The 21494-nt window shown below is 44.3% G+C and carries 19 protein-coding genes; 5 read left to right on the top strand and 14 right to left on the bottom strand.

Going from position 1 to position 21494, the window contains the following annotated elements:
• Window positions 1–6 precede the first annotated feature (6 nt).
• Together ptsP and rppH are read right to left on the bottom strand one after the other, a co-directional pair.
• Window positions 7–2256, bottom strand: coding sequence for a phosphoenolpyruvate--protein phosphotransferase (ptsP, locus tag OCU50_RS02455; RefSeq protein WP_060467200.1), 2250 nt, complete (start codon window positions 2254–2256; stop codon window positions 7–9).
• A gap of 2 nt (window positions 2257–2258) precedes the next feature.
• Entirely contained in the window at window positions 2259–2777 is a 519-nt protein-coding gene (gene rppH, locus OCU50_RS02450) for an RNA pyrophosphohydrolase (protein WP_017056118.1), read from the bottom strand.
• Between the two features lie 617 nt (window positions 2778–3394).
• Here rppH and mutH point away from each other — a divergent pair.
• The gene (gene mutH, locus OCU50_RS02445; RefSeq protein ID WP_046223927.1) at window positions 3395–4060 is read left to right on the top strand and encodes a DNA mismatch repair endonuclease MutH; all 666 of its coding nucleotides are present in this window, start codon (window positions 3395–3397) and stop codon (window positions 4058–4060) included.
• A gap of 44 nt (window positions 4061–4104) precedes the next feature.
• Here the strand turns inward: mutH and OCU50_RS02440 are convergent, their stop codons facing one another.
• From OCU50_RS02440 to xerD, 9 genes are all read right to left on the bottom strand, one after another.
• Window positions 4105–4416, bottom strand: a complete 312-nt coding sequence (locus tag OCU50_RS02440) for a DUF6482 family protein (RefSeq protein ID WP_046223910.1) — start codon at window positions 4414–4416, stop codon at window positions 4105–4107.
• Window positions 4417–4609: 193 nt separating this feature from the next.
• Entirely contained in the window at window positions 4610–4861 is a 252-nt protein-coding gene (locus tag OCU50_RS02435; RefSeq protein ID WP_046223909.1) for a hypothetical protein, read from the bottom strand.
• A 109-nt stretch (window positions 4862–4970) separates the two neighbouring features.
• Window positions 4971–5093 (bottom strand): hypothetical protein, encoded by a 123-nt coding sequence (locus OCU50_RS02430; RefSeq protein WP_260167372.1) that lies wholly within the window; start codon window positions 5091–5093, stop codon window positions 4971–4973.
• Between the two features lie 341 nt (window positions 5094–5434).
• Window positions 5435–6769: a cyclic-di-GMP-binding transcriptional regulator VpsR gene (vpsR, locus tag OCU50_RS02425; RefSeq protein WP_060467199.1), complete on the bottom strand. Its 1335-nt coding sequence runs from the start codon at window positions 6767–6769 to the stop codon at window positions 5435–5437.
• Between the two features lie 272 nt (window positions 6770–7041).
• Window positions 7042–8574, bottom strand: a complete 1533-nt coding sequence (lysS, locus tag OCU50_RS02420; RefSeq protein WP_017056113.1) for a lysine--tRNA ligase — start codon at window positions 8572–8574, stop codon at window positions 7042–7044.
• An 80-nt stretch (window positions 8575–8654) separates the two neighbouring features.
• A protein-coding gene (gene prfB / locus OCU50_RS02415) for a peptide chain release factor 2 (RefSeq protein ID WP_099049808.1) occupies window positions 8655–9753 on the bottom strand; the annotation gives its coding sequence in 2 pieces (ribosomal slippage) (window positions 8655–9677 and window positions 9679–9753; 1098 coding nt in all).
• A gap of 235 nt (window positions 9754–9988) precedes the next feature.
• Window positions 9989–11725 carry a single-stranded-DNA-specific exonuclease RecJ gene (gene recJ / locus OCU50_RS02410; RefSeq protein WP_060467197.1) on the bottom strand — a complete coding sequence of 579 codons (1737 nt, stop codon included), beginning with the start codon at window positions 11723–11725 and terminating at the stop codon, window positions 9989–9991.
• Between the two features lie 80 nt (window positions 11726–11805).
• A complete protein-coding gene (locus tag OCU50_RS02405; RefSeq protein ID WP_060467196.1) occupies window positions 11806–12585 on the bottom strand; it encodes a thioredoxin fold domain-containing protein in 780 nt (259 codons plus the stop codon).
• Window positions 12586–12611: 26 nt separating this feature from the next.
• Window positions 12612–13526 (bottom strand): site-specific tyrosine recombinase XerD, encoded by a 915-nt coding sequence (xerD, locus tag OCU50_RS02400; protein ID WP_060467195.1) that lies wholly within the window; start codon window positions 13524–13526, stop codon window positions 12612–12614.
• Window positions 13527–13676: 150 nt separating this feature from the next.
• On the opposite strand from xerD, the gene fldB reads away from it, so the two are divergent.
• Window positions 13677–14198: a flavodoxin FldB gene (gene fldB / locus OCU50_RS02395; protein WP_060467194.1), complete on the top strand. Its 522-nt coding sequence runs from the start codon at window positions 13677–13679 to the stop codon at window positions 14196–14198.
• Window positions 14199–14319: 121 nt separating this feature from the next.
• Here fldB and brnQ read toward each other — a convergent pair whose 3' ends face one another.
• Complete coding sequence (brnQ, locus tag OCU50_RS02390; protein WP_060467193.1) at window positions 14320–15633, bottom strand: branched-chain amino acid transport system II carrier protein; 1314 nt, start codon at window positions 15631–15633, stop codon at window positions 14320–14322.
• A 314-nt stretch (window positions 15634–15947) separates the two neighbouring features.
• Here brnQ and OCU50_RS02385 point away from each other — a divergent pair, with 314 nt between their 5' ends.
• Both OCU50_RS02385 and srmB read left to right on the top strand, forming a co-directional pair.
• On the top strand, window positions 15948–16676 hold the full coding sequence (locus tag OCU50_RS02385; RefSeq protein WP_060467192.1) for a tRNA1(Val) (adenine(37)-N6)-methyltransferase: 729 nt from the start codon (window positions 15948–15950) through the stop codon (window positions 16674–16676).
• Between the two features lie 107 nt (window positions 16677–16783).
• Window positions 16784–18049, top strand: coding sequence for an ATP-dependent RNA helicase SrmB (srmB, locus tag OCU50_RS02380; RefSeq protein ID WP_060467191.1), 1266 nt, complete (start codon window positions 16784–16786; stop codon window positions 18047–18049).
• 113 nt (window positions 18050–18162) lie between these two features.
• Here srmB and yaaA read toward each other — a convergent pair whose 3' ends face one another.
• The gene (gene yaaA / locus OCU50_RS02375; protein WP_060467190.1) at window positions 18163–18939 is read right to left on the bottom strand and encodes a peroxide stress protein YaaA; all 777 of its coding nucleotides are present in this window, start codon (window positions 18937–18939) and stop codon (window positions 18163–18165) included.
• A 227-nt stretch (window positions 18940–19166) separates the two neighbouring features.
• Window positions 19167–20594 (bottom strand): alanine/glycine:cation symporter family protein, encoded by a 1428-nt coding sequence (locus OCU50_RS02370; RefSeq protein ID WP_060467235.1) that lies wholly within the window; start codon window positions 20592–20594, stop codon window positions 19167–19169.
• A 711-nt stretch (window positions 20595–21305) separates the two neighbouring features.
• On the opposite strand from OCU50_RS02370, the gene OCU50_RS02365 reads away from it, so the two are divergent.
• Window positions 21306–21494 carry a DUF3545 family protein gene (locus OCU50_RS02365; RefSeq protein WP_017056103.1) on the top strand — a complete coding sequence of 63 codons (189 nt, stop codon included), beginning with the start codon at window positions 21306–21308 and terminating at the stop codon, window positions 21492–21494.

The following is a 21494-nucleotide window of genomic DNA, read 5'->3' as shown; positions in this document are numbered from 1 at the left end:
TAAATCCTATTTTTTACCTGCTCGAATGAAGCCTGTAAATTCACGCTCTTCGAAATAGTTGAGCATCATACTATAGATGTCACAACCATACGGTTTTGAAAGTGCCTTATTTGCCAGATCTTGCAGTTCACTAAGCTTAGATTGACGAATCAAATATTTAGTCCTTGCGACATTTGAGGTATTCATACTTAACGTCTCATACCCTAATCCAATCAAGAGCAAAGCGCCCATTGGATCACCCGCAAGCTCTCCACATATACACACAGGCAATTGATATTGCTTACAAGTATCATGAATGTGTTTCAATGCCATGATCACTGCAGGGTGCATGGATTCATAGACATCAGAGACGCGGGAATTGTTCCGATCAACCGCCAATAAATATTGAGTTAAATCATTGGTGCCCACCGAAACGAAATCAACTTTATCCGCAATAAGCGGAAGAAGGTAAAGCATTGATGGCACTTCAATCATGATACCGATACGAGGCATACGAACTCGACTGTCGAGCTCATGCACTTCATCGTAGGCTTGCTCGATGAGTTGAACAGTATCATCCAGTTCTTGAGTGCTAGAGATCATTGGCAACAAGATACTCAAATTCTGGCTATCACAACTCGCACGTAACATCGCACGCAACTGGATAATAAATATATCGGGGTGATCGAGCGTAAAGCGAATACCACGCCAGCCAAGAAATGGGTTGTCTTCTTCTATTGGGAAGTAAGGTAATGCCTTATCGCCACCAATATCCAAAGTTCGCATCACCACTTGTTTCTCAGGGTAACTCGCGAGTACAGAGCGATACTGCTTGAACTGTTCGTCTTCTGACGGGAACCTTTGCTGAAGCAAGAAAGAGATTTCGGTTCGATACAGACCAACCCCATCAACACCTTGGTTGATAGCAATGTTGGTATCAGCACTTAATCCCGCATTAAGTAGGATTTCAATTTGCTTGTTATCTTGTGTCTTCGCAGGTAAAGAGAGCTCTCGGCTAACCATAGAAGAGAGCTCACTCTCCTCTAAAATAAACCCTTGATATTCAATCAGTAGACTCTGAGTCGGCTCAATAAATATCTCACCGCTGTACCCATCAACAATGGCTTGTTTGCCATTCACTTGAGCTAGGTTGAGATTAATGCCCATTACCGAAGGAATGCCAAGCGCACGAGATAAAATCGCCGCATGCGAGTTTGCCGCCCCTTCTAAAGAAATAACAGCCAACAGCTTCTCTTTCGGTATTGAAGCTAATACTGATGCCGTCAACTCACGCACAACCAAAATAATCGGCTTATCGAACGTACGTAACTCCTGTTCTGAGTTATGAAGGAAATAGAGCAACCTTTGACCAAGCTCACGAATATCTTGTGCCCTTTCTCGAAGGTAAACATCAGACATACGAGCAAAACGGTTAGAGTAACTCTCAACAACTTGTCTTAATGCCCAATCGGCCTTATCGCCTTTCTGAATTTGGTTTTTCAGATCCTTACGTAACATCGGATCATTCAGTAAGTGCGTAAATAGGTCAAAGATCGCCAGCGCATCTTTATTAATATCACTATCCAAGCGCTTGCGCATACGCTTAAAATCATTGAGGGCATTTTCAACCGCAACCGCCAACAACTCATGCTCCCTTTCGACATTAAGCGTCGACGCAGGATAAACATCGGTTAATTCAGGCTGCGTGTTATCCCACCACAAATCACCAATCGCCACACCCGATGACGCAGCGACACCTTTAGTCGCAGGCAGCTTTTGCTGCTCTAATAACCAATGACCTTGTGTTTGAGCATGCGCAACAATAACGGCAAGTTGTGCTGAGAGCGTGACGAGAAAAGACTCTTCCATTTCACTGAATAAACGAGGGGACTTCTGTTGAATAACCAAAACGCCAAGCACTTGCTTGCGATAGATGATGGGAGTGCCAAGAAAAGAGTGATAAACCTTCTCTCCCAGCTCTGGAAAAAACTTATAATCGGGGTGAGCAGAGGCTTGTGCGAGGTTGATTGGCTCAGCACTTCTTTTGACAAGGCCAACCAGACCTTCGTCAAAACCAATGTGAATACTATTGCCTTTAAAGATCAGGCCTTGAGTTGCCATCAACTCAAGGCGCTGCATATCATTATTTGCTAAATAAACGGTGCAGCACTCGGTCTGCATCGCACTGCATGTCTCTTTAACTAAAATATCCAGAGCCGTTGACACATCTTCAACTCTTGATACGTGTTCAACTATTTCCCTTAGTTGACTGAGCATGCTTAACCTCTACGCAATTTGCGTTTTCCTTTTGTTTTTCGCTCTTTAAACGGCATTGCCAAAGATGCGAATTCTTTCATCGCTCGACGATAAACATCTCGCTTAAAAGAAACAACTTGTCGAACTGGGTACCAGTAACTCACCCAACGCCAACCATCAAACTCAGGTGTACTTCCACGCTGCATATTGATACACGATTCATCGCAATCTAAGCGTAAAAGGAACCACTTCTGTTTTTGTCCAATACAGACAGGTTTCGAATCCCACCGAACCAGTCGTTTGGGTAGCTTATAGCGTAACCAATGACGACTTGTCGCGACGATTTTTACATCCTTTTTTGTAAGGCCAACCTCTTCATACAACTCGCGGTACATTGCCTGTTCCGGAGTTTCACCTTCATCTATTCCCCCTTGAGGAAATTGCCATGAATGTTGTCCGTATCGTTTAGCCCAGAAGACCTGACCATGGTTGTTACAGATTACAATACCAACATTTAATCGGTAACCATCGCCATCTATCACTGGCCAACCTCTATCTAAATTTTTAATTACACTGATTTTTCCACATATCCCCAATTGGAGCAAACTTAGTGACGTGACAAGCGCTATATTTATGAATATTAACTAAGAATATGGATAAGTTTTGCTCAAATATTAGTTACCCACACAAGAGTGAGACATAGACCACATTTATTCACCTTTTCTGTGAATAACTATGTGAAGAATTACCAGAAATCGTTTTTTTTAATCCATAAACTCATCAGAACCATAAATAACAAAACCCAAAATTAAAAATAAAAGATTTAAATATCAGTAATATAAAACGTAAACCTGTGTATTTTAGAATTAAAAAACAGCAGAAGATCTTTCAAAAACCCAACATGGTCAAAGATCAATCACCCAGCAGTTTATCCACACTAGTAAGTGAAAGATTCATTTTAAACATCATTTAGCAAGCATTTTATCCCCCACTAAACCCTGTTTATTTATCCACTAAATTAATATTTCAATTAATTACGTTTATGTCCTGTGGATAACCATGAGTTTGATCTCTTTTATAACAAGGAGATCATTTATTAACCACTCGGCATTTGGTGATAACTTCTGATAAAATCGTTTTTTTGATCATACCTTTTATTATGAAACCAGAACCACAAACACAACAAGAGTTATTAGACAGAGCGTATGCGATTGCCGGAATGACTTTTAAAGAGCTCGCGGATGAAGCCGAGATGGTGATGCCAAACGACCTTAAGCGTGATAAAGGTTGGGTTGGACAATTACTGGAATGGCACTTAGGCGCCCCAGCAGGCAGTAAGCCAGAACAAGATTTTGCTAAACTAGGTATCGAGCTTAAAAGCATTCCAATTGGCTATTCTGGAAAGCCACTCGAAACGACCTTTGTTTGTGTCGCCCCACTGATGGGGGTGCAGGGATTAACATGGGAAACCAGCCACGTCCGAAACAAGCTATCTAAAGTATTGTGGATCCCTGTAGAAGGTGAAAGGGAAATTCCATTGGCAGAAAGGCATGTTGGCTCTCCCTTACTTTGGACACCAAACGAAGCTGAAGATGAGCTTCTAAAAAGGGATTGGGAAGAACTGATGGAATTGATCGTGTTAGGTAATGTTGGACAGATAACAGCAAGGCACGGTGAAGCATTGCATCTTCGACCAAAAGCCGCTAACAGCCGAGTGTTAACTGAAGCTTACGGTGCAAGTGGCAAACCCATCAAGACCAAACCACGTGGTTTCTACCTGCGAACTCAATTCACCCATAAATTACTGACAACACACTACGCATAGATCGTAATAACAAGCTCTGTTTATAAATACGTTATATACGCTTTCTAATGAGGTTTGAGGGCCAATTCAATATCACAGTAGCTATGACTTGGTTCATTGCCAAACTCTTCATACGCGTTGTGTAAGCGAAGATAGGCCTTTTCAAAGCCGAGCCGGAGTAACTCCTCTTTCACTTGATCTAAAGATCCAAAATGAAGTGGCACGCCGTCTTGTTTTACCGGTTCCAACTTATGTTTGTACTCCACCGCTAATAGATATTCTGAGATATCAGAACAGCCAATAACGTACACTTTGGGTGTTTGATAAGAGTCTTTGTGCTCTCCATGTAACCACATGTCTAATTGATGCTTTTGCATAAACGTTCTCCCCCTGCTCTATAAAGCGTAGTAGAACTCTTTTCCTTTACTAGATAACGGCTTAAAAAAGCAAAAAAGAGAAGCAAGTGCTTCTCTTTTTTGTCCAGTTCTAGTTCAAAAGTTTGCACTTTCGACGCCATAACTATCACTGTAAGTTATCTTAGGGGTTGAACGGTGCTATCAACCCCTAAGATTACGTCGGTATTCGCGCACTTAGGACACGACGAAGGTGACGTACTCGACGTTCAATAGTGACAACTTCTGGTTCAGAAAAACCAATCGGTCGACCATCGGCTTCAAGACCAATATCTTTTAATAAATGAGTATTGTTCCAAGGTAGCTCATATGAACTACGGCGAACTTTTCGTTGCCATTCGCGTTCTTCACGACGGAGATCGGCACGGATAAGGATTGTTGCTAATTTTAAATATACTGAGTGACGCATAATAACTCTCCAGTTGTTGAATCAACTGAGGAAAAATAGCGTGTTAGATCGTATGAGGGCTTCTCACTTAGCTGCTATTTTTCCGCAGCCAAATAAGGGTACGGATCTATTAGTTAGGTTTATCTTGGGTGTTTCGATCGGCCATGGCTGATGTTTGTGACATATCAGTCACCATGTCAGTACACGGATCAAACGACGCGCAAATATGCTGTATAAAATCGAAATGTTTCATTTGCGCCTCCAAGTTAACTAAAAAATCCAAAAAGAAATGGGGAAGTTAAAGCAGACAAGTCTTTGTTAAACCGCTGCTTTCACGGTTAAAGTCTAACCAACTGAGTATGTTATTCAACCGATAATTTATTAACATTTTAAAAACAATGCATTCGCCTGAAATAACAGTTGCATATTGGTTTATATATAAGATATTTACTATGATTATATAAAATCACAGAACATCTCTCTTAGAGACCGAAAGTTAATCACTCAATATACGCAGCGATTAACAACAAAGAGCCACGCATGACGCGTGGCTCTTAAATTTTACTAACGGATTTAATCACTTAGCAGAGAGTTCTACACTACACCCTCAGAAATAAGGCAGTGTTTGTTCAGCAAGCGGTACATCGTTGCTCGTGATACCCCAAGCTCCTTAGCTGCCAACGAAACTTGTCCACCGTAGGACTCCAATACAATCAGCAATGCATCACGCTCTGAACGCTCACGAATGCTTTTCAAGCTGCGGCGTTCATCATTTTGTTTGGGTAAATCAAGATGGTGCTCTTCAATGATCACCGCATCTGACATCAGAACAACACGCTTTATCTGATTCATCAGTTCGCGAACATTACCAGGCCAGTGGTAGCGATTCATGGAGCGCACCGCATCCTCAGAAAAACTCTTCGCCTGAGCATTAAATTCTTTCGAGTACTCACGTAAGAAATGATTCGCCAGTACAGCAATATCACTCATACGCTCTTTCAGGCTCGGAACATGAATCCGTAGAACATTAATGTAATGATAGAGTTCTTCATTAAAGTCCCCTTCAATTAACGCTTTTTCGATATCAGAGGAGTTCGCTGCGAGAATGCGCACATCAACGGATTTAGGTCCATTCGCGGTTTCTATTTTACCTTCTTGTAGAAAGCGCAGCAGGTTCAATTGTTGATTGCGCGGCATCGCTATAACATCATTAAGTAAGATGGTTCCGCCATCGGCTTCTTCTAGCATGCATGGCGCTGTGGCTTGCTGTGTTGAAATACCAAACACTTCGGTTTCTATTCTCAACTCAGACAAGGCACGGCAATTCACCGTTAGAAACAATTTCTGCGCTCGCGACGAGTTTTGATGAATAGAACGCGCAATCGTCTCTTTACCAGCCCCACTCTCTCCGTAGATCAAGATGCTGACATCTGTCGGCCCAATGCGCTTTACTTGCTCTCTCAAGCGCTTCACAGCTACAGAGTCACCTAGCAAGCCCATATTGTTGTTAATACCGTAGTTTGGCCATACTTTCTGCTCAAGTTTGAGCATTCCTAATTGGTGGCCAATGGTACTCAATAGCTGAGCATCAGGGATTGGTGCCGTGAAAAAGTCGATACAGAAGTTAACGATAAATTGGCAGATCGTATCAGAGCTTAATTGTGATTCACGAATAAAAGCGAGCCACCTCACCTGTTTGTTATTACTCACAAGGTTAGCAATACCGTTAAGACTGAACTCATCGTGGCTAAGATCAACAATACCAATGCATGGGCCAATGTCAGCAATCAAGGCATCGGCTTTTCGTAAATCCGCACACTGAGTGCATTGCCAACCCACTTGTTCTAATACAGATAACCAAGGTTCGTATGCACCACCAACAACGATAAGAGAACCTGGTAAGGAATCCATCTTAAATTGAGTTCCCATCCTTCTTCCTTATTCTATTTTATTTAAGTCTGGCTAATACGAGTTCCATGATTCTTAATTCTACGAAGTGCCACGAGATCATATTCAGCGCCGATATGTATAGTAGTGAGAACTATCTTAGATTTCCCGTCTCAATAGTAAGACTACGCCAGAAATAATGATTATTCGAATCAAGAGTGCGGTACAGGCTAGGTTTTGAAGCCTAAAAACAGAAAAAGCCATCCGAAGATGGCTTTTTAATTGAATGGGCTGCGACGGCCTGTAAGCAAAAATTACGCTTGTGGACGCATTGCCGGGAACAAGATCACGTCACGGATTGTGTGCGTGTTTGTAAATAGCATTGCTAGACGGTCGATACCGATACCTTGACCCGCTGTTGGCGGTAGACCGTGCTCTAGTGCAGTAATGTAGTCTGCATCGTAGTACATAGCTTCGTCATCGCCTGCATCTTTCGCGTTAACTTGCGCTTTAAAACGCTCGTCTTGGTCTTGTGCATCGTTAAGCTCAGAGAAACCATTCGCGACTTCACGGCCACCGATGAAGAATTCAAAACGGTCTGTGAAGAACGGGTTGTCATCGCTACGACGAGCTAGAGGAGAGATGTCCGCTGGGTAGCCAGTGATGAACGTTGGTTGAATTAGCTGAGGCTCAGCCGTTTCACCAAAGATCTCTTCAAGAAGCTGGCCACATGTCCAGAACGTTTCTACGTCTACGTGTACAGATTTAGCGATAGCGACCATCTTCTCACGGTCTTGTAGGTCGGCTTCTGTAAGCGCTTGAATCTCAGCGTGCTCAGGGTTGTAGTGTTTGATTGCATCGAACATGCTCATGCGAGCGTAAGTGCCACCGAACTCAACCGTTTCGTCACCGTAAGGCATAGAAGTAGAACCAAGAACGTCCATTGCTGCTGTGCTTAACATCTCTTCAGTTAGATCCATTAGATCTTTGTAGTCAGAGTACGCTTGGTAGAATTCCATCATTGTGAATTCTGGATTATGACGTGGAGACAGACCTTCGTTACGGAAGTTACGGTTGATCTCGAATACACGGTCAAAACCACCAACGACTAGACGCTTAAGGTAAAGCTCTGGAGCAACACGTAGGTACATGTCGATGTCTAATGCATTGTGGTGAGTAATGAATGGACGTGCAGTTGCGCCACCCGGGATCACGTGCATCATTGGCGTTTCAACTTCTAGGTAGCCTTTAGCACTCATGAAGTTACGGATTGAAGATACAAGCTTAGAACGTACGATGAATGCATTGCGAGAATCTTCGTTCACGATTAGGTCAACGTAACGCTGACGGTAACGCATCTCTTGGTCAGTTAGACCGTGGAACTTCTCTGGTAGAGGGCGAAGTGCTTTAGTCAGCAGCTCAAACTCTTCCATGTTTACGTAAAGGTCGCCTTTACCCGATTTGTGAAGCGCACCTTTAACACCGATGATGTCACCGATATCTAGGCCTTGGTACTTCTCTTTCAGTACTTTTTGTACGTCTTTCGCTGCGTATGCTTGGATACGACCAGAAGTTTCTTGAATCGCAAGGAATGGACCACGCTTCGCCATAACACGACCAGCGATCGCAACGATGTGGTTAAGCTCTTCTAGCTCTTCCTTAGTCTTCTCACCGAATTCCACTTGAAGATCGCCAGCTAGGTGCTCACGACGGAAATCATTTGGGTGACCATTTGCTTTGCAGTTTTGGCGGATATGATCCAGCTTGCTACGGCGCTCAGCAATGAGTTTATTTTCTTCAGGTGAAGAAGCTTCTTGTACGTTTTCGTTTTGAACAGCATCAGTCATTAGAGATGTACCTTGCTTTTATAATTTGGACCGCTATATCTTTGCAAATATAGGCATTTTTACAAATATACTTGGTAAGCTTACAGGCCTGATTTCAGGCTAGCTTCAATAAATTTGTCTAAGTCACCGTCAAGAACCGCTTGTGTATTACGGTTTTCGATGCCGGTGCGTAAATCTTTGATACGAGAATCATCCAGTACGTAAGAGCGGATCTGACTGCCCCAACCGATGTCTGATTTCGTTTCTTCGCTCGCCTGTTTTTCAGCATTTTGTTTTTGAATCTCAAGTTCAAAAAGCTTAGCACGTAGCTGCTTCATCGCTTGATCTTTGTTCTTATGCTGCGAACGGTCATTCTGACACTGAACTACGGTGTTAGTCGGAACGTGAGTAATACGTACCGCCGATTCCGTGGTGTTTACGTGCTGACCACCAGCGCCAGAGGCACGGTATACGTCAATACGTAAGTCAGAAGGATTAATGTCGATCGTAATGTTGTCATCAATCTCAGGATAGATAAACGCAGAGGCGAATGAAGTATGGCGACGGCCACTTGAATCAAATGGTGACTTACGAACTAGACGGTGAACACCGGTCTCTGTGCGTAACCAACCATAAGCGTACTCACCAGAAATACGTACTGTTGCGCCTTTAAGGCCAGCAACATCACCCTCAGACACTTCGATAACTTCAGTTTTGAAGCCTTTCGAATCTGCCCAACGTAAGTACATACGCAACATCATTGAAGTCCAGTCTTGAGCTTCTGTACCGCCCGAGCCTGACTGCAGATCGATGTAGCAATCTGATGCATCGTGATCACCAGAGAACATACGACGGAATTCCAGCTTCTCTAGCTTAGCTTCTAGCTCAGCCAGTTCTGGTTCAATTTCATCGAACGTTTCTTGATCTTCTTCTTCAACCGCAAGCTCTAGTAGACCATCAACATCCTCAACACCTTGGTCAAGTTGGTCGATCGTCTCTACTACCGCTTCCAATGCAGAACGTTCTTTACCTAGCGCTTGAGCACGCTCAGGTTCGTTCCATACATCCGGTTGTTCTAATTCTGCGTTTACTTCTTCTAGACGCTCTTTCTTAGCGTCATAGTCAAAGATACCCCCTCAGGATATTTGTGCGCTCAGACACATCCTGCAGACGGTTTTTTATAGGATTGATTTCAAACATTTTAGCTCATCATTTATGAGTAGAATTTAACCGGAGAATTGTACTCAAAAGTGTGACGGAGATACAGAATTTTTTAGAGTGGTGAACGAAGATTCAACAACTTAATGGGATATAAAATTGACAGGCAGAAAAAACACGTAAAATTTGTAAGGGAAGGAAGGAAAACAAGCCCTGTTTTTGAACAGAGCTTGCTGAGTTTAGCGCTATACGATGAGCATTATTGATCCAAAAAGAACTATTTGGCTTCGATATGATCAATCATCAGCTGCAACGATTGGTTGCCACGAAATTCGTTAATATCGAGCTTAAATGCAAGGTGAACGGTTTTCACCGAGGCATCAGGCCAGCGGCGTAAATCGACGTTAAAAGCAATACCGTCAATCATCACGTTAGTTGGATGACCTTTGTAGAGCGGCTCTAGCATCAGCTTAAGGTGCTTCTCACCCACCAGCTTTTGGTGCAGCACTTTAAACTCGCCATCAAAGATTGGCTCAGGGAAAGCTTGTCCCCACGGACCTCCTGAACGAAGCGTTTCAGCGGTGTGCATTGAGAACTCTTCAGGTAACAGCTCACCATCAGACAAGATAATGCCCTTCAGTGCTGTTTCTCCAAGTTCATTCTTCACGACATCATTGAACAGCTGACTGAAGCGTTCAAAGTCCTTTTCCATGATGGTTAAGCCCGCCGCCATTGCGTGGCCACCAAACTTTAGAATCAAGCCTGGATTTTGAGTGTCGATACGGTCCAAAGCATCACGCATGTGCAACCCCGGAATTGAACGACAAGAGCCTTTAATACTGCCTTCACTGCCATCTGCAAACGCAATCACCGGGCGGTGGTATTTGTCTTTAATACGCGAAGCCAAGATACCAATCACGCCTTGGTGCCAATCACGTTGGAACAAAGCTAAACCAGAAGGCAGATCGTCTTTACCAAACTCAAGGCGCTCACAAAAAGCCATCGCCTCTTGTTTCATGCCCTCTTCAATCTCTTTACGCGTTTGGTTCAAGCCATCCAACTCACTCGCCATTCGACGCGCTGCGTGGATGTTGTTACTCATCAGCAGTTCAACACCAAAGGACATGTCATCCAATCGGCCAGCCGCGTTAATACGAGGACCTAACGCAAAACCAAAATCAGAGGCGACCAAGCGCTTAGCGTCTCGCTTGGCAATTTCGATCAAGGCCTGAATACCCGGACGCGCTTTACCCGCACGAATGCGTTGCAACCCTTGGTGTACCAAGATTCGGTTGTTCTCATCGAGTGGCACCACGTCGGCTACGGTGCCTAGCGCCACAAGGTCAATCAACTCCATCAGCTTAGGCTCGGTCATGCCACGCTCTGCAAACCAATTCAGCTTACGCATGTGGACACACAGTGCCATCATCAGGTAGAAGGCCACACCAACACCCGCCAGGGCTTTGGAAGGAAAAGCACAGCTTTCAAGGTTCGGATTCACCATCGCATCGACCATTGGCAGTTCATTACCCGGCAAGTGGTGATCGGTAACCAGAACTTCCAGTCCTTTCTCTTTGGCAAAACGCACACCTTCAATCGAAGAGACACCGTTATCGACCGTCATGATCACTTCAGCGCCAAGCTCGATTGCCTGTTCGACAACCTCAGGGCTCAAGCCATAACCATCTTCAAAACGGTTTGGTACCAGATAATCGACGTTAGAGCTGCCCAACATACGCAGAGCAAGCACTGACAACGCAGAACTCGTCGCGCCATCGGCATCAAAGTCACCAACAATGATGATGCGTTTTTGCTGCTGAATCGCGTTGAACAACAACTCAACCGCAGCATCGATACCGCCCAGTTTCTGATAAGAGTGCAAGCCTTTCGCAGCAGTCTCAAGTTGGTCAGCACTGTCGATACCACGACTCACATAGATGCGCTTTAACAAGTCAGGTAAGTGAGCAGGTAAAACTGAAGTGTCGACCTCAGGACGGCGTTGGATCTCTATCATATAAAAATGGGCCCGATAACAATCAGGCCACTCCTTAAATCAAAAACATGGGGGATAAATTGGCGATACAAAAAACGAGTTTATTGCTCTAAACGCTGAAGCAGTTGCGCTGGCGGTAAGTAACCACTAACCAACTCACCGCTTTCTAATACGATTGCTGGCGTACCATTGATACCAAGCTCACGGCCTAGTTGGTATTGTTTTGCGATGATCTGTTTCTGCTCAGCAAGGTCTTTACCTGATGCCGGCATCTGACGTTCTACTTTCGCATTGTGCATTGCGGCTTTTGGATCTTCAGAAGCCCAAATTGCTGCCATTTGGCCAGCCACTTGGCCTGTTGCACCTTGGCGTGGGTAAGCCATGTAACGAACGGTAATACCTAGGTCGTTGTAACCCTGCATTTGGCTGTGCAGACGAACACAGTAGCCACACGTAATATCAGTAAACACAGTCACAACGTGCTTTTCGTTATCCGCTTTATATTCGATAACCGTATCCGACATAGCCGCGACTTTTTCAGCATTCAACGGCGCTTGACGCTCAGCCAAAACATCGCTGAACTTACCGTTGTCATCCAAAGAGTAAAGTGTACCCGCTAGAAAGTGATCACCCTCTGGAGAAGAGAAGATAACGCCGCTGTTGGTTTGAACTTCTACCAGACCGTCGATATCTGAAGGAACAATCTTATCAACTTTGATACCGATTTTTTCAAAGCGTTTAGTTAATGCTGCTGTATCAATCGCTTGAGCGGAAGCAACTTCTACGGCTGTTGATGTTGGTTCTACTTTCGCTTCTGATGCATTACATGCAGTAATCATCAGAGGAAGCGCTAATAGAGGAAGACGGCGTAATACGCTCATTAAGTTCACCTTAAAAATAAATGGATTTAAGCACGTGGATGATGCTGAGCGTGAATTTGCTTCAGCCTTTCGGTCGCCACGTGAGTATAAATTTGGGTTGTCGATAAGTCACTATGCCCAAGCAACATCTGTACGACCCTGAGATCGGCACCATAGTTCAGTAAATGCGTCGCAAAAGCGTGTCTTAACACGTGCGGTGACAACAATTCAGTATCGATACCCGCGATAACCGCATAATGCTTAATACGATACCAGAACGTTTGTCGGGTCATTTGCTTAGCACGCCTACTCGGAAAAACGACATCGGAGCTCTTTTCACCGAGCAGCTGAGGACGACCTTGTTCAATAAACGTCTCGATCCAATCCACGGCATTTTCGCCCATTGGCACCAAGCGCTCTTTACCGCCCTTACCAATAACACGTACCACGCCTTGTCTCAGGCTGATGTTTTCCATCGTCAAACTCACCAGTTCAGTCACACGTAAGCCGGTGGCATAGAGTAACTCAAGCATGGCTTTATCGCGAAGCTCGATAGGATCGTTCGGATCCGGCGCCTCGAGTAAGGCATCCACTTGTTCTTCGCTCAAATCTTTTGGTAAGCGCTGTGGCAGCTTAGGACTGATCAACAAGGCGCTTGGATCATCCGCTCGGATTTTCTCACGGTGTAAATATTGAAACAGGCGACGAATTGCCGACAACATGCGTGCACGGGAAGTCTGCTTAAATTCAGCGTCGGCTAACCAGCCTTGATAATCTTGTAGCCCTGAAAGGCTAATGAAATCGAGGCGGTAGTTGTTCTTTTCCATCCAGGTCAGTAGTTTGGACAAATCAGTACGATATGAAACAAGCGTATTCTCAGATAACCCTCGCTCCATCCACATAGCATCTAAAAACTGCTCAACGAGACCGTGGTCTGCGCTCTGCCCTTGAGGCGACTGCATAGTGTTACTCACAATGTTGGAAACTGTTTTGAGAGTATGCCAGAGCAAATATGAATGCCATAAAAATTACGACTTGAGCGGATAATCGCTGCAATCGAAGTCGATTTATGGTTAGAATTCGCCATCTGAAATTAAAATCGAACGTTTGCTATGAAAATTGGATTATTTTACGGCTCAACCACCTGCTACACAGAAATGGCAGCAGAAAAGATTCGCGGCATTATTGGTGAAGACCTAGTTGATATCCATAACGTGAAAGAAAGCCCGCTTTCATTGATGGCTGACTACGACCTTCTGCTGCTCGGTATTTCAACGTGGGACTTCGGTGAAATTCAAGAAGATTGGAATGAACTGTGGGACGACATAGCAACAACGCCAGTTAAAGGCAAAGTTGTGGCACTGTTTGGTTTGGGTGACCAAGAAGGTTACGGCGAATGGTTCTTAGATGCGATGGGGCTCTTGCATGACGAACTGAAAACCGCCGGTGCAGAGTTTGTTGGCTTCTGGCCAAACGATGACAGCTACGAGTTCGAAGCGTCTAAAGCGTTAACAGAAGACCAATCACAATTCGTAGGCTTAGCTCTCGATGAAGATTCACAGTACGAACTGAGCGACGAACGTATCGCAACTTGGGTAGAACAAGTTCTGGTTGAGTACAGCGAAAAACTATAAGCACACATACGCTCTCAAACACCTGTTCATGTAAGATGAAGCAGAATACAAAAAGGCCTCATTACTGCGAAGTAATGAGGCCTTTTCTATGTCTAGTGATTATTTAATCTCGACGGAAAGATTAAACCGTCTCTTCTGCCATCTCTTGCTCTGCTGATTTACCAACAAAGAACATACAGATGATTGCTGCAGTTGTTGGTAGCAACCAACCCATACCGATATCGAACAGTGGCATTATGTCTAGTGCTGATACATCGATACCCGCAACTTTAGCACCATCGATAAGAGCGAACAGCAGTGACACTAATACCACTACGCGGTAAGCCACTTTTGGGTTAGGGAAGCGACTACGCAGGAACGTCAGCGCGACCAAGGCAATGGCTACTGGGTAAAGTGCAAATAGCACAGGTACCGATAGAGAAATCAGTTGAGAAAGACCCACATTCGCTACCGTTGCACAAGCCACACCATTAATGATCACCCAAGTCTTGTAAGACAGAGGCGTTAGCGAGCTGAAGTAATCAGAACATGCTGATACCAGACCAATCGCTGTTGTTAGACACGCCAATAGTACGATCACAGAAAGCACTAGCTGACCAGAAGGGCCAAACAACGATTGAACATAAAGGCTTAAGATAGCGCCGCCATTGTCTACACCCGCAGCGACTGTTGCACTTGTGGCACCCAAGAAAAACAAAGAGATATAGACAAAGGCTAAGCCAGCAGCCGCGATGCAACCTGCGCTAATTAAATACTTAGTTGTTGCCGTACGATCAGTAATACCTTTGCTGCGAATAGCCTCAACAATCAACATACCAAACATCAAAGAAGCAAAAGTATCCATGGTGTTGTAGCCTTCAAGGAAACCTTTGGTTAGTGGCTGCGTAATGTACTCACCATGAGCAGCAAGAATATCACCCTGAGGGTTAACAAACACAGCAACGGCTAGTATAACCAAACCAACGAATAACGCTGGTGTTAGTACCTTGCCAATCACATCAATTAGTTTCCCTTGCGACCATGAGAAGAAGATCGTAACGACAAAAAATGCAATAGAAAAGAGAGTAAGGTGAGCTTGAGATGCATCGATGAAGAACGGTTTCACCGCCATCTCATAGGCAACAAGGCCGGTACGAGGTGCAGCAAATGCTGGGCCAATAATAATAAAGATCAGCACAGCCATGATAGTCGCCGCTTGCTTAGGAAGATCTTTTGTTAAGTGCCCCCAAGAACCACCCGCCACTGCAACAGCAACGATAGTGATTAACGGCAGACCAACGGCGGTCAGCAGAAAACCAGACATCGCTGGAAGAAAATGATCACCAGCCAGTTGGCCAGCAAGAGGTGGGAAGATGATGTTACCCGCACCTAAGAAAAACGCAAAAAGCATAAAGCCCAATGCTAATACATCTGTTAGTTTAAGACTCTGTTTCACAGATAATCCTTAATTATATTTATGAATTTGTGTTGTGCTTACATGAATGTTACAGCCTAAGGCTGCCAATCAATCTATAAAATAGTCGCGCATAATGACGAAACACTTGGCTAGCTGCAAGTCACCATAAAAAAACACCATATAAATTTGCATATTCAAACAAAAAGCAGTGGATTCGACTGGATATAGAAAAATAGACATAATTATAAACTAACCATAAATTTTAACAACATTCAGTCATACAGAACATTTACTTATACAATTGACTAACATCAGAGCCAATCACTTAAAATATATCGATAGCCAGAACATTCATGAAATATAAAATAGTAGAAACCAAAAACTTCAATTTTAAACAATTCTCTATTTACGGTGGACAAAGCGGTATGCCTGTCAGCACCGATGGCGTATTACTCGGAGCATGGGTTAACCTTGCGAAAAAAACATCCGCACTCGATATAGGAACAGGGACAGGGTTATTGGCTTTAATGGTTGCACAACGTTTCGCAGAGGCCTCAATCTCAGCCATTGATATTGATCAGCACGCGATCCATGCCGCAGCCATCAATATTAAACAGTCGCCTTGGCAAGATCGTATTTGCCTTCATCATGGCAGTATTTTAACGACAGATTTTCCGCAACTATTCGATGCCATCATATGTAACCCACCCTACTTCAACTCTGGAGCACAGGCACAACAAAGCCAAAGGGCCACGGCTAGACACAGTGACAGCTTGGATCATCTTCAACTGGCCAATCGTTGTTTCGATATAACGACAGACTCAGCAACCGCCAGCTTTATCCTGCCAACACCTGAGGGGGAAGACTTCATCAAACTTGCCCAACAATGTGGCTGGCACTTAGCAAAACGTCTTGATGTGAAAACAACAGACAAAAAACCCGCGAGCCGAATCTTGTTTGAGTTATCTAAAGATCCTGTTTGCGAGCAAGATTTGCAGCGTGAATCGCTGACAATTCATCATCAAGGTGGTTATAGCGCAGCATTTATTGCACTTACTAAAGATTTTTATCTCAAGATGTAGCAAATACCATGTGATCCTAATCACTAATGCTTCTATAATGTCCGACTACTCTTTTTTATCGTCTGCTTTTTGAGGCAGAAACATTTATTGCTTGTGGAGAAACAACAGTGATCAGAACCTTTGCAGAACTCGATCTAAACCAAGAGCTGCTAAAAGCAATTGACGAAATGGGCTACGAACGCCCAACACAGATACAAGCTGAAGCGATCCCACAAGCGTTAGATGGAAAAGACGTTTTGGCTTCTGCGCCAACAGGCACTGGTAAAACAGCATCATTTGTTCTGCCAGCACTACAGTACTTACAGGATTTCCCTCGTAAAAAAGCGGGTCCTGCCCGTATGCTTATCCTGACACCAACTCGTGAACTGGCAATGCAAATCACTGAGCAAGCTCGTGAGCTAGCAAAGTATACGGCACTGAACATCTTCACCATCACCGGTGGTGTAATGTACCAAGAGCACGCTGATATCCTTGGTACAACACAAGACATCGTGGTTGCAACTCCTGGTCGTCTGATGGAATACATTGAAGCAGAGCGCTTTGACTGTCGTGCGATTGAATGGCTAATCTTAGATGAAGCCGACCGCATGTTAGACATGGGCTTTGGTCCTGTTGTTGACCGTCTGTCTGCAGAGTGTCGCTGGCGTAAACAAACTTTACTTTTCTCAGCAACACTAGAAGGTAAAGGTGTTGAAGGCTTCACTGAAGATCTCCTGAAGAACCCGGCGGAGATCGATGCGAAATCATCACTGCGTGAACGTAAGAAGATCACTCAGTGGTATCACCGTGCTGACACAGCAGAACACAAACTTGAATTGCTAAAACACATCATTACCAAGGAAGCTGAACGCAGCATCGTGTTCTTGAAGACACGTGATCGCCTAGGTGATCTCCGAGCTCAACTTGAAAGCGCGCAAATCCCATGCGCATGGATCCAAGGCGAAATGCCTCAAGATCGTCGTAACAATGCGATTGCTCGTTTCCGTGACGGTTCTGTCAACGTACTGCTAGCGACTGACGTTGCTGCTCGTGGTATCGACCTTCCCGACGTAAGCCACGTAATCAATTACGACATGCCTCGCACGGCTGACGTCTACCTTCACCGTATTGGCCGTACCGCTCGTGCTGGTAAGAAAGGCAACGCGGTTTCTATCATCGAAGCGCACGATCAACTGATGATTGAGCGTGTGGCTCGTTACACAGACGAACCAATCAAAGAACGCTTCATCGAAGGCATGCGCCCAACACATAAGAAAGCAGCCGTAACGAAGAAAAAGAAACCAAAGAAAGAAGATAAAAAAGCGGTAGAGAAACAGAAGATCGCGAAGAAGAAGAAAATTGCTAAGAAAAAGAAAGCGGTAAAAAACAAGTAATCTAACGCTTTCAACGATTCAATAAAAAAGCCCCATGCAGTTCGCTGCATGGGGCTTTTCTCTATCTGGATGGCATCTCACTATAGAGCGTGACGGCCTTTAATCAATAACGTCTAGTTTTGCTCTTCACGCTTGAAGACGAATTCTTTCGCGTTCGACTCTTCTTCAACGAAGTAGTAACCCGCGGTATCGAACTTGGTCAGCGCTTCGACTGAGTCCACTTTGTTTTCGATAATGTAGCGAGCCATCATGCCCCGTGCTTTCTTTGCGTAAAAACTGATGACCTTGTATTGGCCGTTCTTGCAGTCTTTGAATACCGGTGTAATCACTTGACCATCTAGGTTCTTCGGCTTCACGGCTTTAAAGTATTCGTTCGACGCTAGGTTGATCAACACATTGTCGCCTTGAGCATTCAGCGCCTCATTCAGCTTGTCTGTGATGATGTTGCCCCAGAACTGGTACAAGTTAGTACCACGAGCATTCGCCAAGCGTGTCCCCATCTCTAGGCGGTATGGCTGCATCAAATCGAGCGGCTTAAGCAAGCCATATAACCCAGAAAGCATGCGCAGATGGTTTTGTGCGTAGTCAAAATCTTCATCCGATAGCGTTTCAGCGTCTAGGCCTGTATACACATCGCCCTTGAAAGCAAGGATGGCTTGGCGTGCGTTATCTTGGGTAAAGGTCTCACTCCACTGCTCAAAACGCGCTACGTTCAACCCTGCAATTTTATCGCTGACTTTCATCAATGCTGAAATATCTGCTGGCGTCAGCTTACGGCACTCTTCAATCAACTCGGCAGAGTGTTCAACAAACTCTGGCTGGCTGAAGCGCTCCGTCGCTAATGGTGATTCGTAATCAAGTGTTTTGGCTGGAGAAACGACAACTAACATAACTTTACCCTAATCGGTTATCTAACTGGATGCTGCTAGAGTATAGAAAAAACATCAACTTGTCTTTATGACTCTTCCTATTACTTTGATAGGGAGAATGAGCTTCGATAGAGAGAATGAGCTTTGATAGACAAAATGAGACAAATGGCAGATAAAGAAAAAGGCTAAGGTCGAAACCTTAGCCTTTCTAATCATTTTAGGGTGAGCGGTTTAGTGCCCCAACAAGATTATTTCTTGTTGTTATCCCAAATACCGTCTTCCAGTTGAGATTTAAGCTCAGGGAAATCATTCGAATCGAATGTCGGTACTTTACCCGCGTCGAGTTGGCGGTTGTAGTCTTTCGCTAGCTTAATCACGATGCCTGACAACAGGATAATCGCCACCAAGTTAACAATCGCCATTAGGCCCATCGATACATCAGCCAGTGCCCATACCGTTGGCAGTGTCGCGAGAGAACCGAACATAACCATACCTAATACAACAATACGGAACAGCACTAGGCCTTTCTTGTTGTTGTGCTCTAGGAAGATAAGGTTCGTTTCAGCGTACGAGTAGTTTGCAATGATTGAAGTGAAAGCGAAGAAGAAAATCGCTACCGCTACAAAGATGCCGCCCCATTCGCCAACTTGCGCCGTTAGTGCACGTTGCGTGAGCTCAATACCCGTGACTTCACCGTGTGGTACATACTCACCAGACATTAAGATAATTGATACGGTTGCAGAACAGATAACAATAGTATCCATAAACACACCTAGCATTTGCACATAACCTTGTGATGCAGGGTGTGGTGGGTAAGGCGTGGCAGATGCCGCCGCGTTTGGCGCAGAACCCATACCGGCTTCGTTCGAAAACAAACCACGTTTGATGCCGTTAATCATTGCTTGTGCGATTGCGTAACCTAGGCCACCCGCCGCAGCTTCTTGCAGACCGAATGCACTCTTGAAGATAAGAGCCAGCACGTCAGGCAGTTTCTCGATGTTCGCAAACATCACGTACATTGCGATCAATAGGTAAGCTAATGCCATGATTGGAACGATGATTTCTGCAGTACGCGCAATCTTACGGATACCACCGAAGATAACGAATGCCGAGATAATTACGATACCAACACCAACGTAGCTACGCTCAAGGTCGAATGCCGTGTTCATTGCGCTTGCAATCGCGTTTGCTTGAACCGCGTTGAATACAAGACCAAATGCAATGATTAGGAAGATAGAGAATAGAACCCCCATCCAACGCATGCCTAGGCCTTTCTCCATGTAGTATGCAGGGCCGCCGCGGTAGTTACCGTCGTTATCACGCGTTTTGTATAGCTGTGCCAACGTGCTTTCTGCAAACGATGTTGCCATACCTAGCATTGCGATTAGCCACATCCAGAAGATAGCACCAGGGCCACCAGCGGTGAGTGCTACTGCAACACCAGCCATATTACCCGTACCTACACGAGCAGCGAGACTAGTACAAAGAGCTTGGAAAGAAGAGATACCAGCACTGTCTGCTTTACGGCTGTTTCTTAGTACAGAGAACATGTGGCCGAAATGGCGGAATTGAATGAAGCCTAGTCGTATCGTGAAGTAGATCCCCACACCAACCAGTAAGTAAACTAAGATAGATCCCCAAAGGAGATCGTTCATCAAATTGATTAAGTCTGTCACGTGAACCTCGTAATTGAGTTTAAGCACTGATCTTGCTTCCGAGCCTTCCTCTAGATCACCTATGCCAGTGTCAATAGTTGTGTCGGCATTAGTTTTTGATTTATTTGCTGCGATCTAGATTGTAAATGTCGCTTCATGCATCCATTTTACGTATCAGTGTATTTTTTGACGGGCGGATAATGCAGCGAGACGGGCTAAAAATCAATATGAAATTAAACCCATACAAGAATGACATTTCACTAATAATACACCTTTCGTTAACACAAACCTCAACAATTTCGCCAAACAAAAGTCACATTATCGGGACATAATATCAACAAAAACCACACCTCAATCAAAACAAGAACAGCATCCTATAAAAATGCGCGAGCCTAGGTTTTACAAGGTATAGTGAAGATCCACGTTTTTTTCTCGGGCAACGAGATACCCATCCTACACAATACAGTACGCAGCTAAATGCATTGTGGTTAGAGTGTTATTCCTTTCGCACAATGAATTAACATTCCGCCCCCCTTAATTTAATCGTTTACCTAAGTTCGTTTGATTATTTTTTGTACAAAAAAGTCACCACAATGTGTGAGCATACATAAAAAATCAAAACAAAATCTTCATATACTTGAAACAAATGAGAAATAAATCAAGGTTATTGTAAGCCTAAATATGATATTCAATGGTTCGTAGGAACGAGTCCCACGGAAGGAGATATGACTTATGGATAGCTTTCACTTCGATGATGTATCAGAACTAGAAATGCGTCGAGCAACTCAAAAAACACGCTCTAAACCGCTCAAGCGTAAATGGCGCGAAATTGAAGAAATAAATGACAGACGTCGACTCCAAAAAGAACTAATGGATATGAATTTAGGACTCGATTTTAGCCTTGACGATATAAAGCTTTAG

Source organism: Vibrio toranzoniae (assembly GCF_024347655.1).
Classification (GTDB): Bacteria; Pseudomonadota; Gammaproteobacteria; order Enterobacterales; family Vibrionaceae; genus Vibrio; species Vibrio toranzoniae.
Note: the sequence above shows the minus strand (reverse complement) of the source record. Positions and strands in the feature narration are given on the sequence as shown.

Coding starts and splice junctions, on each gene's coding strand:
- lysS (WP_017056113.1), bottom strand. CDS start 8,574: ATGACTGATGCTGTTCAAAACGAAAACGTACAAGAAGCTTCTTCACCT.
- yaaA (WP_060467190.1), bottom strand. CDS start 18,939: ATGTTAGTTGTCGTTTCTCCAGCCAAAACACTTGATTACGAATCACCA.
- recJ (WP_060467197.1), bottom strand. CDS start 11,725: ATGATAGAGATCCAACGCCGTCCTGAGGTCGACACTTCAGTTTTACCT.
- ptsP (WP_060467200.1), bottom strand. CDS start 2,256: ATGCTCAGTCAACTAAGGGAAATAGTTGAACACGTATCAAGAGTTGAA.
- OCU50_RS02385 (WP_060467192.1), top strand. CDS start 15,948: ATGAAATATAAAATAGTAGAAACCAAAAACTTCAATTTTAAACAATTC.
- mutH (WP_046223927.1), top strand. CDS start 3,395: ATGAAACCAGAACCACAAACACAACAAGAGTTATTAGACAGAGCGTAT.
- OCU50_RS02405 (WP_060467196.1), bottom strand. CDS start 12,585: ATGAGCGTATTACGCCGTCTTCCTCTATTAGCGCTTCCTCTGATGATT.
- OCU50_RS02440 (WP_046223910.1), bottom strand. CDS start 4,416: ATGCAAAAGCATCAATTAGACATGTGGTTACATGGAGAGCACAAAGAC.
- OCU50_RS02435 (WP_046223909.1), bottom strand. CDS start 4,861: ATGCGTCACTCAGTATATTTAAAATTAGCAACAATCCTTATCCGTGCC.
- xerD (WP_060467195.1), bottom strand. CDS start 13,526: ATGCAGTCGCCTCAAGGGCAGAGCGCAGACCACGGTCTCGTTGAGCAG.
- OCU50_RS02430 (WP_260167372.1), bottom strand. CDS start 5,093: ATGAAACATTTCGATTTTATACAGCATATTTGCGCGTCGTTTGATCCG.
- fldB (WP_060467194.1), top strand. CDS start 13,677: ATGAAAATTGGATTATTTTACGGCTCAACCACCTGCTACACAGAAATG.
- OCU50_RS02365 (WP_017056103.1), top strand. CDS start 21,306: ATGGATAGCTTTCACTTCGATGATGTATCAGAACTAGAAATGCGTCGA.
- vpsR (WP_060467199.1), bottom strand. CDS start 6,769: ATGGGAACTCAATTTAAGATGGATTCCTTACCAGGTTCTCTTATCGTT.